The sequence below is a fragment of the Mesorhizobium sp. M0140 genome (assembly GCF_040322475.1).
GTDB lineage: Bacteria > Pseudomonadota > Alphaproteobacteria > Rhizobiales > Rhizobiaceae > Mesorhizobium.
Genome location: NZ_JAMYTM010000006.1, coordinates 21,602 through 35,330, shown reverse-complemented (window position 1 = coordinate 35,330; position 13,729 = coordinate 21,602). Strand labels below are relative to the sequence as shown.

The 13,729-nt window shown below is 62.8% G+C and carries 16 protein-coding genes, 1 tRNA gene and 1 pseudogene; 12 read left to right on the top strand and 6 right to left on the bottom strand.

Going from position 1 to position 13,729, the window contains the following annotated elements; genetic code table 11:
- Positions 1-129: 129 nt before the first annotated feature.
- Both NKJ37_RS08170 and NKJ37_RS08165 read right to left on the bottom strand, forming a co-directional pair.
- Positions 130-1,377 (bottom strand): ABC transporter substrate-binding protein, encoded by a 1,248-nt coding sequence (locus tag NKJ37_RS08170; protein ID WP_352773573.1) that lies wholly within the window; start codon positions 1,375-1,377, stop codon positions 130-132.
- A gap of 62 nt (positions 1,378-1,439) precedes the next feature.
- A complete protein-coding gene (locus NKJ37_RS08165; RefSeq protein ID WP_352773570.1) occupies positions 1,440-2,483 on the bottom strand; it encodes a LacI family DNA-binding transcriptional regulator in 1,044 nt (347 codons plus the stop codon).
- Positions 2,484-2,906: 423 nt separating this feature from the next.
- On the opposite strand from NKJ37_RS08165, the gene NKJ37_RS08160 reads away from it, so the two are divergent.
- The 3 genes from NKJ37_RS08160 to NKJ37_RS08150 all read left to right on the top strand — a co-directional run bounded on the left by NKJ37_RS08160 (position 2,907) and on the right by NKJ37_RS08150 (position 3,573).
- A tRNA-Cys gene (locus NKJ37_RS08160) sits at positions 2,907-2,982 on the top strand.
- Between the two features lie 190 nt (positions 2,983-3,172).
- On the top strand, positions 3,173-3,376 hold the full coding sequence (locus NKJ37_RS08155; RefSeq protein WP_023809343.1) for a hypothetical protein: 204 nt from the start codon (positions 3,173-3,175) through the stop codon (positions 3,374-3,376).
- A 5-nt stretch (positions 3,377-3,381) separates the two neighbouring features.
- Complete coding sequence (locus NKJ37_RS08150) at positions 3,382-3,573, top strand: hypothetical protein (RefSeq protein ID WP_023809342.1); 192 nt, start codon at positions 3,382-3,384, stop codon at positions 3,571-3,573.
- 28 nt (positions 3,574-3,601) lie between these two features.
- On the opposite strand, the gene NKJ37_RS08145 is transcribed toward NKJ37_RS08150, so the two are convergent.
- A complete protein-coding gene (locus tag NKJ37_RS08145) occupies positions 3,602-3,868 on the bottom strand; it encodes a DUF1488 family protein (RefSeq protein ID WP_023809341.1) in 267 nt (88 codons plus the stop codon).
- Positions 3,865-4,113, bottom strand: coding sequence for a hypothetical protein (locus NKJ37_RS08140; protein WP_023760015.1), 249 nt, complete (start codon positions 4,111-4,113; stop codon positions 3,865-3,867). The genes NKJ37_RS08145 and NKJ37_RS08140 overlap by 4 nt, the downstream gene beginning before the upstream one ends.
- 250 nt (positions 4,114-4,363) lie before the next feature.
- On the opposite strand from NKJ37_RS08140, the gene NKJ37_RS08135 reads away from it, so the two are divergent.
- From NKJ37_RS08135 to msrC, 3 genes are all read left to right on the top strand, one after another.
- Entirely contained in the window at positions 4,364-4,726 is a 363-nt protein-coding gene (locus NKJ37_RS08135; protein ID WP_023809340.1) for a co-chaperone GroES, read from the top strand.
- Between the two features lie 33 nt (positions 4,727-4,759).
- Positions 4,760-6,385, top strand: coding sequence for a chaperonin GroEL (gene groL / locus NKJ37_RS08130; RefSeq protein WP_023809339.1), 1,626 nt, complete (start codon positions 4,760-4,762; stop codon positions 6,383-6,385).
- Positions 6,386-6,641: 256 nt separating this feature from the next.
- Positions 6,642-7,139 (top strand): free L-methionine (R)-S-oxide reductase MsrC, encoded by a 498-nt coding sequence (gene msrC / locus NKJ37_RS08125; protein WP_023809337.1) that lies wholly within the window; start codon positions 6,642-6,644, stop codon positions 7,137-7,139.
- Between the two features lie 12 nt (positions 7,140-7,151).
- Here the strand turns inward: msrC and NKJ37_RS08120 are convergent, their stop codons facing one another.
- The gene (locus NKJ37_RS08120; RefSeq protein ID WP_023809336.1) at positions 7,152-8,207 is read right to left on the bottom strand and encodes a YeiH family protein; all 1,056 of its coding nucleotides are present in this window, start codon (positions 8,205-8,207) and stop codon (positions 7,152-7,154) included.
- A gap of 139 nt (positions 8,208-8,346) precedes the next feature.
- Positions 8,347-8,724, bottom strand: a complete 378-nt coding sequence (locus NKJ37_RS08115) for an ester cyclase (RefSeq protein ID WP_023809335.1) — start codon at positions 8,722-8,724, stop codon at positions 8,347-8,349.
- 823 nt (positions 8,725-9,547) lie between these two features.
- On the opposite strand from NKJ37_RS08115, the gene NKJ37_RS08110 reads away from it, so the two are divergent.
- The 6 genes and pseudogenes from NKJ37_RS08110 to NKJ37_RS08085 all read left to right on the top strand — a co-directional run bounded on the left by NKJ37_RS08110 (position 9,548) and on the right by NKJ37_RS08085 (position 13,712).
- The gene (locus tag NKJ37_RS08110; RefSeq protein WP_352773567.1) at positions 9,548-10,027 is read left to right on the top strand and encodes a GNAT family N-acetyltransferase; all 480 of its coding nucleotides are present in this window, start codon (positions 9,548-9,550) and stop codon (positions 10,025-10,027) included.
- 15 nt (positions 10,028-10,042) lie between these two features.
- Positions 10,043-10,427 (top strand): annotated as a pseudogene (locus tag NKJ37_RS08105) (ACT domain-containing protein).
- Between the two features lie 159 nt (positions 10,428-10,586).
- Positions 10,587-12,020, top strand: a complete 1,434-nt coding sequence (locus NKJ37_RS08100) for an aldehyde dehydrogenase family protein (RefSeq protein WP_352773564.1) — start codon at positions 10,587-10,589, stop codon at positions 12,018-12,020.
- Positions 12,021-12,191: 171 nt separating this feature from the next.
- The gene (locus tag NKJ37_RS08095; RefSeq protein WP_352443136.1) at positions 12,192-12,614 is read left to right on the top strand and encodes an antitoxin Xre/MbcA/ParS toxin-binding domain-containing protein; all 423 of its coding nucleotides are present in this window, start codon (positions 12,192-12,194) and stop codon (positions 12,612-12,614) included.
- Positions 12,608-13,309: an RES family NAD+ phosphorylase gene (locus tag NKJ37_RS08090; protein ID WP_352773561.1), complete on the top strand. Its 702-nt coding sequence runs from the start codon at positions 12,608-12,610 to the stop codon at positions 13,307-13,309. The genes NKJ37_RS08095 and NKJ37_RS08090 overlap by 7 nt, the downstream gene beginning before the upstream one ends.
- 70 nt (positions 13,310-13,379) lie before the next feature.
- On the top strand, positions 13,380-13,712 hold the full coding sequence (locus NKJ37_RS08085; protein ID WP_352443134.1) for an ArsR/SmtB family transcription factor: 333 nt from the start codon (positions 13,380-13,382) through the stop codon (positions 13,710-13,712).
- Positions 13,713-13,729: the final 17 nt, after the last annotated feature.

The following is a 13,729-nucleotide window of genomic DNA, read 5'->3' as shown; positions in this document are numbered from 1 at the left end:
GGTCCGGGTGGGGGTACTGGCGCTGCCCCCACCCCGCTGCTTTGCAGCGACCCTCGCCACAAGAGGGAGGGTAAAGAACGCGCCGGCCACCCGCCCAGGGAGACGGGCGGGTGGCCGGGTAGGCCGCCGCTATTTTTGCGGCGCCTGGTCGATGATCGACTGCATCGTCTCTTGTGCGTTGGCTATGGCGCCATCGACATCGTCGCCGAAGAAGACCTCGTTGATCATCTGCGTCCACGGCCCGTTGGCGGAGTTGATCAGGTCGTTGAACACCACCGAATAGGGCGTCTTGCCCTTGGCCATGGCCTCGGCGGCGATCTGATAGCGTGGATCGAGGTCCTTCAGTGCCTCCTTGGCGATGTCGCCGCGCACCGGCAGGCTGCCGTATTTGGCGAGGATGATCTGGCCCTCGAGCGAATAGGCGAAATCGAGGAACTCCTTCACCACGGGCAGTTTCGTGGTGCCCTTGGTGACGACGAAATTGTCGCCGCCGGCAAAGGACGACCAGCCGCTGTCCTTGCCCGGCAGGAAGGTGACGCCGTAGTCGACATCGGGATACTGGGTGTTGAGCGCGCCGATGGCGAAGGCGCCGGACGGCGAGATGCCGATATTGCCGGCGGCGAAGGCGGCAAAGAAGTTGGCGCCGGTGTCGGTCTGCGCACCTGCCGGGACCAGGTCTTTCTTGACCATCGAGCGGTAGAGATCGATGGCGCCGCGCAGCTGCGGGCTATCCAGCGTCGCTTTCGAGCCGTCCTCCGAGAGGATGTCGCCACCCGACGCCCAGATCAGCGGCGTGAAGGTGAAGATGTTGCAGCCGCCGCAATTGCCGGAGAAGTAGAAGCCCTTGATGTTGCCGCCGAGCGCGTTGACTTTCTCGGCGTCGGTCGCGATCTCGGCCCAGTTGGCAGGGCCTTTTTCAGGGTCGAGGCCGGCCTGCTTGAACAGTTTCTTGTTCCAGATCAGCACCGAGGCGTCGGCGGAGAACGGCAGCCCGTAAATGTGGTCCTTGTAGGTGCCGGTCTTCACATGCGCAGGCGACAGGCTCGAGAAATAGGGCAGGGACTTGGCCCAGTCGGTGATGTCCTCCAGCTGGCCGGCGGCGGCGAAGGAGGGCGTGTAGATCAGGTCGAGCGACAGCGCGTCGGGCGCGGTGCCGCCGGCCGCGGCGGCACCATATTTCGGGATGATCTCGGCATTGGGGATGATGTCGAGCTTGACCTGGTTGGTGTGCGCTTTGTTGTAGGCGTCGACGATCCTCGGCATGAAATTCGAGCCGTCGGCGCGCACCCAGATGTTGGCCGTCTCGGCGGCCGCGGCACCGATGCCGCCACCCAGAACGGCAGCGGCCAGGGCCAGTTTGGCAATAAGGTTCCTCATGTTCTCCTCCTCCAGGGTTGGCCGCGCTCCGCGGCTTGGCGCCGATTGCGCGGCGCTTGGTTTCAGCCATCCAGCGGATGGCCGCATGACTGCCGCACCACCAGCCGGCACGGCAGTTTTCGAATGCCCGGCGCGGCGGGCTTGCCGCCGACCAGCGAAAGCAGGGTCAGCCCGGCCTCGCGCCCGAGAGCAACCAGGTTCATGTCGATGGAGGTCAGCGGCGGACGCGTCGCCTCGGCCACGATCTCCCAATTGTCGAAACCGATGACGCCGACATCGCCGGGTACGTCGAGGCCGCGTTCGCGCAGAGCATCAATGACGCCGCGCGCGATCTGGTCGTTGCCGCAGAAGACCGCGTCCGGCCTTTCGCTTTTGCCGTCGAACAGTTGCGCAACCGCCTGGTGACCCCAGGCTTCCGACCAGGAGCCGAGCAGCGGCTCGCTGACCGTCAGGCCGTTTTCGACGAGCACGTCGCGGTAAGCCTGGACGCGCGCGTGCACCACGGCAAAGCTCGCCGGCCCGGTGACGTGGGCGATGCGCTTGCGGCCCAGCCGGCAGAAATGCTCGACCGCCAGCCGGGCGCCGCCAACATCGTCCGAGACGAAGGCGACGGCGTCGGGGTCGGGCTGCGTGAAGGCATAGATCACCGGGACGCGCAGATTGGAGAGGTCGACGGGGAGATGGCGATCGATGCGCTTGCCGGTGGCGATGATGCCGTCCACGCGCTTGTCGAGCATGGCGTCGACATGCATCTGGCCCAGCCGCGGATCCTCCTCGACATTGCACAGGAACACCGAGACGCCATTGTCGACCAGCGCGTCCGAAATGCCCGACATCAACGGCAGCGAGAAGCGGCCATAGGTATCGTTGGTGAGCAGGCCGACGGTGAAGCTACGGCGCCGGAGCAGGCTTTGCGCCAGGCTGTTGGGCCGGAAGCCAAGCCGCCGGGCGGTCTCGCGAATGCGTTCGCGCGTCTCGGCTGTCATTCGGCCCTGGCTGTTGAGCGCCTTGGATGCGGTGGCGACGCTGACTCCGGCCTGCGCGGCCACGTCACGCAAGGTGACTGGCTTGGAAAAGACCGGAACAGGCAGATCGTCCGATGGCATCGCGCCGAGATCCTTGGTTGGGAAAAGGTTTTCTCTTACCGAGCCGGATAAGGCCCGGCAGGTGGCCGAGCCCGACGACGATTGTTTGAGAAAACCTTTTCTCAGATGAAGCTAAGCCAGATCGAATCGCTGTTCAAGGGGAAAAGTTGGTTGGCCTCCGCTCCTCTCCTCCGAAATGCAACGCGGGGTAAAAGTAGCCTCGGAAGCGCGTAGCTCAGGGGAAGAACGTCAGTCGCAGTGCTGGAGGCCCTCGGTCGAGACGGGGCGGGCTGCCGCTTGGGGCGTGAAGGATCTCAACTCTGCGCCGGAAGCGAGACCCGGCAAGGTTGGCTGGCGAACGCTCTGAAACTCGACCCCGAAAATTCTGAACAATCCCTCGGGATTAACCTTTCCGTAAATATTTGGCCGCTACTTCACAGCCATGGCCTCGTGGCGGAGCGGCTACGCTGGAGACGGCAAATCTCTGAAGCCTCGGTTCGATCCCGAGGCGAGGCCTCCAAAATTTGGCGTCCCAATCTGCCCCGGGCGCAGTCAGTTCCCACGAATAGATTGTGTGTTGCGAATGCAGTAGGGATTGGCCGTCAAAGCAGTCCTGTCTTGAATTTGGCATGCAGGCGCTCGCGAAAAAAGTGCTATGGAAGGGGTGCGAGCGTTCTTGCTTCGCTTTTCCCTGACATTCGAGGCCTTTCGTGCGTGAACCGTCGCTGCTGCCCGTCTTTGGAAAACTTGGCCTCAAGGCCCCTGTCGCCTTGGCGGCGGCACCGGTCTCGTCGGCAGGTGTGCCGCACCTGCGGAAGCTTCTGGCCGTGCATGGCGGCATGGTGCTGAAACTGTCGGTCGTCGCCTGGACGGTGCTGATCCTGGGCGCCGTGTTTTTCACGATGCAAGGCTGACCGCCATGGCCAACCGCTACACGCTGCGCATGGAGCTTCCCCAGAGCTGGAGCATCATCGATGTCTTCACCGGCCAGCCTGCGGTTGTCCGGCAAAAGGTGATGGTCGGGATGGGGCCGCGCGAGGCCGAGGACATGGTCGTGCAGATGAATGTCCGCGACGTCAGACGCCGCGAAAGGGCCGAGCGCAAGACCTGATCGCGGTCAGCGCCAACTCGCCGCCATTTCAGCCGAAATCGGCCGCCGTCAGCACATACATGCTCTTGCGGGTGCGGTCATAGGCCTTCGACGCCACCTCGCGGATGGCGCTGCTCTCGGTGTCGAATGTCTGGAGATAACCGGCTTCGTCGGCAGCTGTGCCCGGCCGCATCTTGGCCATGGCGTCGGCAGCGACGGAAAACGAGATCTGGAACATGCCGTCATGGCCAACGAAACGAATGCGCTGGCCCGCTTCGTCATAGCTGCGGCTGCGGTTGGGAAAGGTGAGGCTCATGTCTTGGCCTCCGTGGCTTTCTTGGTCACCCGCTTCTTCTTCGGCGTCGGATTGAGGGCCTCGGCGACACGATCGGCCTCTTCCTTGGCCAGCCGAAGCTCCCTCAGCCTTGCCGTCTTGATTTCCCTGGCTCTTGCCTCGGACATATATTCGGCGGTCGCCTTGTTTTTCTCCGCTGTCTTCTTCTGCTTGTCGACAAAGCGGGCTTCAGCTTTTTCCATGATCGTCTGATTGCCTTCGGCCATCGAAGAAATCTCCCTTGTGCCTGAAATCGTGAAAGTGAACTTGTCCGATAAATAGGCACTCGATCGGCAAAATTCAATCTTTTGAATTATTTGACATTCTGCGGATATCACGAAACGGCCAGCTGAAATAATACTTTTGAATATTTAATGTGGTCCGCGAATAATTTTTGGCACTCCTATCTATCGAGTGCCAACGCGTCTATAGAGGAGGGGCGTGGCCGCCTGTGCCGGCCCCAGAAAGAAAGTTCCCATGAAATTTCGGCCACTCCACGACCGCGTCGTCATTCGTCGCGCCGAAGGCGATATCAAATCCAAGGGCGGGATCATCATCCCCGACACTGCCAAGGAAAAGCCGCAGGAGGGCGAAGTCATCGCCGTCGGGCCTGGCGCACGCGACGAAAACGGCGCGCTTGTTCCGCTCGACGTCAAGGCCGGCGACTTCATCCTGTTCGGCAAATGGTCGGGCACCGAGGTCAAGATCGACGGCGAGGACCTGCTGATCATGAAGGAAGCTGACATCATGGGCGTCATCGACAAGAGCGAGACTGGCATCATCGACAAGGGCGAGACGGCTGCAACCGACAAGACCGTGGCCGCCAAGAAAGCTGCCTGATCTCATTTTCTCCGAACGAACGGGATAAAAATCATGTCTGCCAAGGAAATCAAATTCTCCACCGATGCGCGCGACCGCATGCTGCGCGGCGTCGAGATCCTCACCAATGCGGTGAAGGTCACGCTCGGCCCCAAGGGCCGCAACGTCATCATCGACAAGGCCTATGGCGCGCCGCGCATCACCAAGGACGGCGTCACCGTCGCCAAGGAAATCGAGCTTGCCGACAAGTTCGAGAACATGGGCGCCCAGATGGTGCGCGAAGTGGCCTCGAAGACCAACGACCTCGCCGGTGACGGCACCACCACCGCCACGGTGCTGGCCGCCTCGATCCTGCGCGAAGGCGCCAAGCTGGTCGCCGCCGGCATGAACCCCATGGATTTGAAGCGCGGCATCGACCAGGCGGTTTCCGCCGTGGTCAAGGAAATCCAGGCGCGCGCCAAGAAGGTCAAGTCGTCGGCCGAGATCGCACAGGTCGGCACCATCGCCGCCAATGGCGATGCCAGCGTCGGCGAGATGATCGCCAAGGCGATGGACAAGGTCGGCAATGACGGCGTCATCACCGTCGAGGAAGCCAAGACCGCAGAGACCGAACTCGACGTCGTCGAAGGCATGCAGTTCGACCGCGGCTATCTCTCGCCCTATTTCGTCACCAATGCCGACAAGATGCGCGTCGAGCTGGAAGAGCCCTACATCCTCATCCACGAGAAGAAGCTCGGCAATCTGCAGGCGATGCTGCCGATCCTCGAAGCGGTGGTGCAGAGCGGCAGGCCGCTGCTGATCATCTCCGAGGACGTCGAGGGCGAGGCTCTGGCGACGCTGGTCGTCAACAAGCTGCGCGGCGGCCTCAAGGTCGCGGCCGTCAAGGCGCCGGGCTTCGGCGATCGCCGCAAGGCGATGCTGGAAGACATCGCCGTGCTGACATCAGGCCAGATGATCTCCGAGGACCTCGGCATCAAGCTTGAAAACGTCACCATCGAGATGCTCGGCCGCGCCAAGCGTGTGCTGATCGAGAAGGACACCACCACGATCATCGACGGGGCCGGCACCAAGGCGACGATCCAGGCGCGTGTCGCCCAGATCAAGGGCCAGATCGAAGAGACGACCTCCGACTACGACAAGGAGAAGCTGCAGGAGCGACTGGCCAAGCTCGCCGGCGGCGTTGCCGTCATCCGCGTCGGCGGCGTCACCGAGTCGGAAGTCAAGGAAAAGAAGGACCGCATCGACGATGCGCTGAACGCCACCCGCGCGGCGGTTGAAGAAGGCATCGTGCCCGGCGGCGGCGTGGCTCTGCTGCGTGCCCGCTCGGTGCTTGGCGGCCTGACCGGCGCCAATGCCGATGTCACGGCCGGCATCACGATCGTGCTGCGGGCGCTCGAAGCGCCGATCCGCCAGATCGCCGAGAATTCCGGCGTTGAAGGCTCGATCGTCGTCGGCAAGCTCACCGACAGCAAGGACCACAATCAGGGTTTTGACGCCCAGAACGAGGTCTATGTCGACATGATCAAGGCAGGCATCGTCGATCCGGCGAAAGTGGTGCGCACCGCACTGCAGGATGCCGGTTCGATCGCAGCCCTTCTGATCACCGCCGAAGCGATGATCACCGACATCCCGCCGAAAGACGCTGCCCCGGCGGGCGGCGGCGGTATGGGCGGCTACTAAAACCCGGGACTTGTCCGATCTCTTTGAGAGGTGAATGACGGCCCCGATCGGGGCCGTCATGATTCTCAAGATGATCGCAAAGTTTACGCATAGCTGCCTTGCCGTCCGGCTCAGCGCCGGGAGGCACCCCTGATCTTGCGGCTTTCGGAGGGGACGCAATCCACGCTAGACTGTGCGGGCGGCCGTCTGGTCGCGGAGCTCGCCGACTTTGGCAAGCGATCGGACGAACAGCTATCCTCGATACGGAGACACGTTCATGTTTGCGGCCAAGGCCATCGACACCTCAGACAAGGCCGCGTTCTACCGCGACCTCGCCACTCAGCTTAAGGCGCTGCTCGACGGCGAGCGCGATTCGATCGCCAACGCCGCCAACACCGCAGCACTCATCTTCCAGATGGTGCCGGACCTCAACTGGGCCGGGTTCTATTTCCTGCAGTCGGACGAGGAAATGGTGCTCGGGCCGTTCCAGGGCAAGCCGGCCTGTATGCGCATCGCCGTCGGCAAGGGCGTGTGCGGAACGGCGGTCGAACTCGGCACCTCGATGCTGATCAAGGACGTGCATGATTTTCCCGGCCACATCGCCTGCGATGCCGACTCGCGCTCGGAACTGGTGGTGCTGCTCGAGGACGATGAAGGCGTCTTCGGCGTGCTCGATCTCGACAGCCCGCTGCCCGGCCGCTTCGACAAGGCCGACCAGGCCGGCATCGAGACGCTGGCGGCGATCTATGCCGCGGCGAGTTCGTTCGAGGACTAGGCCCGGTTTAGACTAGGCGAATTTCACCAGCAGCAGGCTGAAGCAGCCGATGAACAGGAAGGCCGAGAAGGCGAGCGCCAAGGGGCGCAGGCCGCGTGAGCGCAACTGCGAGATGTCGGCCTGCAGGCCCATGGCGGCCAGCCCCATGGTCAGCATGATGGTGGTGGCGAGCGCCATTGCCGATTTCACCTCGGCCGGCACGGTGACGAGGCTGTTCAGCGCCACGATGGCGACGAAGGCGGCGACGAACCACGGCATGGGCGGCCGCGCCGCCACCTCACTGCTGCTCCTGCGGCGCGCCATCAGGCCGAGCGCGACGACCATCGGCGCCAGCATGGCGACGCGGGTCAGCTTGGCGACGGTGGCGATCTCGCCGGACTGGGTGCCGTTCTGGAAGCCGGCGCCGATGACTTGCGCCACTTCATGGATCGAGGCGCCTGCCCACAGGCCGAAAGCGTGCTGGTCGAGGCCGAGCATGGGCGCCATGAGCGGGAAGCCGAGCATGGCGACGGTGCCGAACAAGGTGATCGAGGCGACGGCGTAGGTGACGTCCTCGTCGCGCGCATCGGTGACGATGTTGGTGGCGACGATAGCCGAGGCGCCGCAGATCGAGGTGCCGGCGGCGATCAGCTGCGCCAGCTTGGCGTCGACGCCGATCAGCCGACCGAGCGTGATGGTGAAAACGAAGGTGGCACCAAGCGTGGCCGCGACAATGCCGACGCCGCCGGCGCCGATCGAGACGACTTGGCCGAGCGTCAGCTGGAAGCCGAGCAGCACGATGGCGAAGCGCAACAGGCGCTTTTGCGAGAATGCGATACCGGCTTTGGCGTGCACCGGTGTGCCGAGCACGTTGGAGTGGATCATGCCGGCAACGACGGCCAGGATCATCGGGCTGAACAAGGCGACGCCGGAGACATTGCGGGCCGAGAAGGCAACAGCCGTGATCATCGTGACAAGGACGACGCCGGGGACGATGCCATTCCAGTTGAGGGATTTCCGCCTTGGTGTCAGATCGGCAGGAAAAGCGCTTTTCGGAATATCGTTCGCGAAGTGGGAAACGGAAGACAATGCAATGCTCCAGGCGAGTACGCGGGGAGAATGTCATTCCTCAAATAATCTTTCCAACGAATTATTTTCGTCATAATGATCGGTTTTTACGAACGATCGGTCGGGCATTGGCTGTGCGTCATCTTCTGGCCGACCTGGATTAAAGCTGCGCTTCGATCGCCGCCTTGTCGATCACCGACCAGACGTTCCTGATTGTGTCGTCGAGGAATTCATAGAAGACGTTCTCACTGAAGGAGATCTTCCGGCCGTTGATGGGCAGGCCGAAGAAGGTTCCCTTCGGCGTGCAGTTGAACTGGAGCCGGCTGGCTATGAACGGCGGTTCGGCGATTTGCAGTTGGATGTCGAAATAGAGGTCTGGGATCTCCCGAAAATCGCGCTCCAGCATTTCGCGGTACCCCGCCAGCCTGACGCGGTCGCCATTGTAGTGGACCTCGTCATGGACGAAGCGATGCAGATTTTGCCAATCCTGATTGTTGAGGCAGGCGATGTAGCCTCGATAGAGGTCGGTAACGGTCACGGCGATGGCTCCGGTGCTTGGTCTGGGTCGAGCAAAAAGATAGAACGACTGCGGGTGCAGTCCAGATGCGACATCGCCTGCCGGCGCGCCGCCTAGAACATGCCGCGGTCGTTGCTCCGCTGGTCGTCGTCCACCAGATGCGGCTGATAGATTCCCGTCCGCGCCGTCCGCCGCCAAGGCCGGGCCGGGTCCGCCGGATTTGTGTGGATATCGGCGACGGCGATGGAGGGTGTTCCATTGGCCGGGCATTGCGCCGCCACCGCCGCCGGGGGCAACGATTCCCGAAGGCGCGGTCAGGCTGTGTTGCGCGGGGAGGGAGAAACTGGCCCAGTAATTGTTGCTTGCCGCGCGTCCCTGCATCTCGACGGCGAAAGCCGGCCGTCGGCGGCGGTGATTGTCGGATGCGTCCTCCAGAAAATCGATGCTGTCCGCGAACAGCGATGCCGATCCGATCCAGACGGCTACGGCAAACTCGATCCCGAAATAGGCCAGGTTCAGGATGGCAACCATCCGCACCCTTGTTCAGCGTTCCGGTCATATTTTGTCCATCGATCAATTGCCGTTTATCGCAAGGCCCGCAGCGATTCCATGACATGAGACATTACCGATCGAGCAGCCGCCTTGACAGCGCCACGCATCATGTTCCAGCTTGGCGCCATGTTCGTCCTCGCGCCCACCAACACCAAGCGACGCCGCACCTGCACAGTGCGGAGCGGCAGACTGATTGCGCGACGACAAAGACCGGCAGGATAGATCCGGTTCGTTCGTTTCCAGCCCCGCCCGCGACACCGCCGGCGGGGGTTTTCATATCTGGAGCACTTTGATGACCAACAATTCTTCTATCCGGCTTCGGCCCGCCGAGTCCGCTGACGCCACCGCGATCCGGGATATCGTTCGTGCCGCCTATGTCAAATGGGTGCCGGTGATCGGCCGCGAGCCGCTGCCTATGCGCGCCGACTACGACAAGGCTGTTGCCGAGCATCCGTTCGATCTCGCCGTCGAGGATGGCGGCATTGTCGGGATGATCGAAACCATCCTGGCCGCAGATCACCTCTGGATCGAGAATGTCTGCGTGGCACCGGATGCGCAGGGGAGAGGGATTGGCCGGCTGTTGCTGGAGCTGGCCGAGCGCAAGGCAATCGAAGCAGGACGTGCCGAGCTTCGCCTGCTGACCAATGGCGCCTTCGAGGCGAATGTGTCGCTCTACAAGAGGCAGGGCTATGTCATCGATCGGGAAGAGCCGTTCATGGGCGGCATGACGGTCTATATGAGCAAGAGGCTCGCGGGATTACCGGCAATCTGACGAAGGAGTTCGATAATGGCTGCCAGGGTCAGGCTTAAGCAACTCCTAGGGCTTTACGCGGTTTCCCGGCTGGAGGCGGGCGAGATCATTCCCGGTTGGGCGGACGGGCCAGGCTTCGTCAGCATCACAAGGACTGACGACGAGCTTTCGATCGTTTGCTTGCAGGACCGCGTGCCGCATGCCGTCAAGCAGGATATCGACTGGGTGGCCTTCAAACTCGAGGGCCCGTTTTGCCTTCGATGAAACCGGTATCGTGCTGTCGGTTATCAGGCCGTTGTCGGAAAACGGGTTGGGCATCTTCCTGGTGTCCACTTTCGATGGTGACCATCTGTTGGTGAAAGCGACGGATCAGGCCGCCGCGAGGCGGTTTCTGGTCGAGGCCGGGCATATCTTGCTGTAGTCCATCCCCACCACTACTCGCTGGCCCAACCGCTCTGGCTCAATCACTGCCGCACTGGCTCAACGACTTCGGGGGTTGCGTTTGACAGCGGCGTTTGTGCATCGTTATCTCCAGCCAGATATGACGGCCCGGCGCGGCCATGCGGCCAAGGAGAAAACCATGTCACACAATCTGCAATTCTATATCGATGGCGCGTGGGTCGATCCTGTTGTGCCCAACACATTGGACGTCATAGATCCCTCGAATGAGGACGCCTTTGCGCAGATTTCGCTAGGCTCCAAGGCCGATGTCGACAAGGCGGTGGCTGCCGCCAAGCGCGCCTTCAACAGCTTTGGTTTTACAGAGGTTGGTGAGCGGCTCGACCTGCTGAACCGCATCATCGCGGTCTACAAGAAGCGCAGTGGCGATCTTGCCGTCGCTGTGTCACGCGAGATGGGCGCGCCGCGCCAGATGGCGTTGGACAGCCAGGTCGGCATTGGGCTGGCGCATCTGACCAAAATGGCCGAGACGCTGAAGACTTTCGAATTCCGCCACGTCAAGGGCAACCATCTGGTGGTCAAGGAGCCGATCGGCGTCGTCGGGCTGATCACGCCGTGGAACTGGCCGCTCAACCAGATCACCTGCAAGGTCGGTCCGGCGCTTGCTGCTGGCTGCACGATGGTGCTGAAGCCCTCCGAGATCGCGCCGCTCGACGCCATCATCTTCGCCGAAATCCTGGACGAGGCCGGCGTGCCGAAGGGCGTCTTCAACCTCGTCAATGGCGACGGACAGGGCGTCGGCCAGGCGCTGTCCAGCCATCCCGACATCGACATGGTGTCGTTCACCGGCTCGACCCGCGCCGGCATCCTGGTGGCCAAGGCCGCCGCCGATACGGTCAAGCGCGTGCACCAGGAGCTTGGCGGCAAGTCGGCCAACATCCTGTTCGGGGATGTCGACCTCGCAAGCGCCGTCAGCAAGGGCGTCGCCGGCTGCTTCAGCAACAGCGGCCAGTCCTGCAACGCGCCGACGCGCATGTTCGTGCCGCGCGACCGCCATGAAGAGGCGGCCGGCTATGCCAAGGCGGCTGCGGAAAAGTTCACCGTCGGCCCCGCTGACGCCGCCGGCACCAAGCTCGGCCCGGTCGTCAGCCAGGTTCAGTTCGACAAGATCCAGGACCTGATCCAGGCCGGCATCGATGAAGGTGCGACGCTGGTAGCGGGCGGCCCAGGCCGGCCGGCCGAGCTTAACCGCGGCTACTATGTCAGGCCGACGGTGTTCGCGGACGTCACCCACGACATGCGCATCGCGCGCGAGGAGATCTTTGGGCCGGTGCTGGCGATCATGCCCTATGACAGCGTCGACGAGGTGGTCGAGACCGCCAACGACACCGTCTATGGCCTCGCTTCCTACATCCAGGCCAAGGACATGAAGAAGGCGCGCGAAGTCGCGGCGCGCATGCGCACCGGTAATGTCTACATCAATTATCCGCAGTGGGACGCCGGCCTGCCGTTCGGCGGCTACAAGCAGTCGGGCAATGGCCGCGAATATGCCGAATACGGGCTCGAGGATTTTTTGGAGATCAAGGGCATCGCGGGGTATGAGGCGGCGGAGTAGGCGGGGTACTGGCGGCAACCTTCCAGGACTTGGATTCCTCTCCCCCACTTCCGTGGGGCGAGGAACCCAAACCCTGCCACGTCCCGCCATCCTCTTCCCATCAGATGCGGTTGGACTTATCTTGCCAATTGGCAAATACATGCTATATGTCTGCCAACAGCGAGGCACAAAATGCAGCTTCAGTCCATCGTCACCACGCCGGCCACGGTCGGAGCCGCTATCTCGGATGAAGAAGCTGGCGCGCTGGCGCGCACCACGGTCAATCTGTTCAAGGCCTGGAATCTCACCGACCTGGAGGCCTGCATCCTGCTCGGCGGCATGTCGGCGCGGACCTGGGCGCGTTGGAAGACTGGGGCGAAGGAAGGCGGCGTCGGCAGGATCGACCGCGACCTGCGCACCCGCTTGGCGCATCTGATGGGCATCCATAAGGGCCTGCGCTATCTGTTCACGGAGCCGGCGCGCGGCTATGCCTGGATACGCAAGCCCAATGCCACCTTCGGCGGCCAGTCGGCGCTGGACCTGATGCTGCGCGGCGAAATCTCCGATCTCTCGGCGATGCGCGAATGGCTCGATGCGGAGCGTAGTGCATGGTGAGTGGGCTTGCGGTCCGGCGCGGCGTCCATTGGCACCAGACCTTCCGCATCATCCGCTCCATCCATCCGCCGATCGACCTCTTCGAGGACATTGCCGACCCCCGCGACTGGGAGGCGCTTGCCGCCGTCGAGGCGAAGACAAACCCGCGCATAAGGTTGGAGATCGGCGATCTCGGCAAGGTGTCGGCCGCAAGGCGGGTTTCCGGCCCCGGCGCCAGCTTCGTGATGGCGCCCTTCCTGCACTGCTCGACGCTGCGGCCGGGACGCTTTTCGGATGGCAGCTACGGCATCTACTATGCCGGCGACAGCGAGGACGTCGCGCTGGCCGAGACCATCCACCACCACCAGAAATTCATGCGTGCCACCAACGAGGGGCCGGGCTGGACGGCGGATTTCCGCGTGCTGATCGGCAGCGTCGACCGCGACCTCGATGACGTCAACGCCGTGCCCGGCGTGCTCGACCCGGACGACTATTCCGCCTCGCAGGCGGAAGGGCGGGCGCTGCGGGCCGAAGGCAGCGACGGACTGGTATGGAACAGCGTGCGCATGCCGGGCGGCGGCTGCATCGGCATCTTCTGGCCCGATGTCATTACCATTCCAGTCCAGGGCCGCCACTACAGCTACCACTGGGACGGCGCCCGCGTGGATTTCGTGCGCCAGCACGATACGGGAAAGGTGCTGGCCGTCACATCGTAGCGGCGGACAGGCTTTACAGATGGCGGGGAAGTCGATATCCAGGTATCCATAAATCCAAGGATTCAGATATATGGATAAGAAGCACACTTTGAACGCGCTGGCCGCGCTTGGCCAGGAGACGCGGCTGGATGTCTTCCGCCTGCTCTTGCGTGCCGGCCCGGAAGGCATTCCGGCGGGCGGGATCGCAACGAGGCTCGACACGATCCAGAACACCATGTCGGCGCATCTGAAGGTGCTCGCCCATGCCGGGCTGATCCGTCCCGAACGCGACGGAAGGACCGTGCGCTATGTCGCCGATATGACCGGCTTGCGCGACCTGCTGGCCTATCTGATGGAAGATTGCTGCAATGGCGCGCCGGAGCTCTGCCGTCCCGTCATCAATGCCGTGACCTGTGACTGCTGAGGGGCTTGTGACTGTCC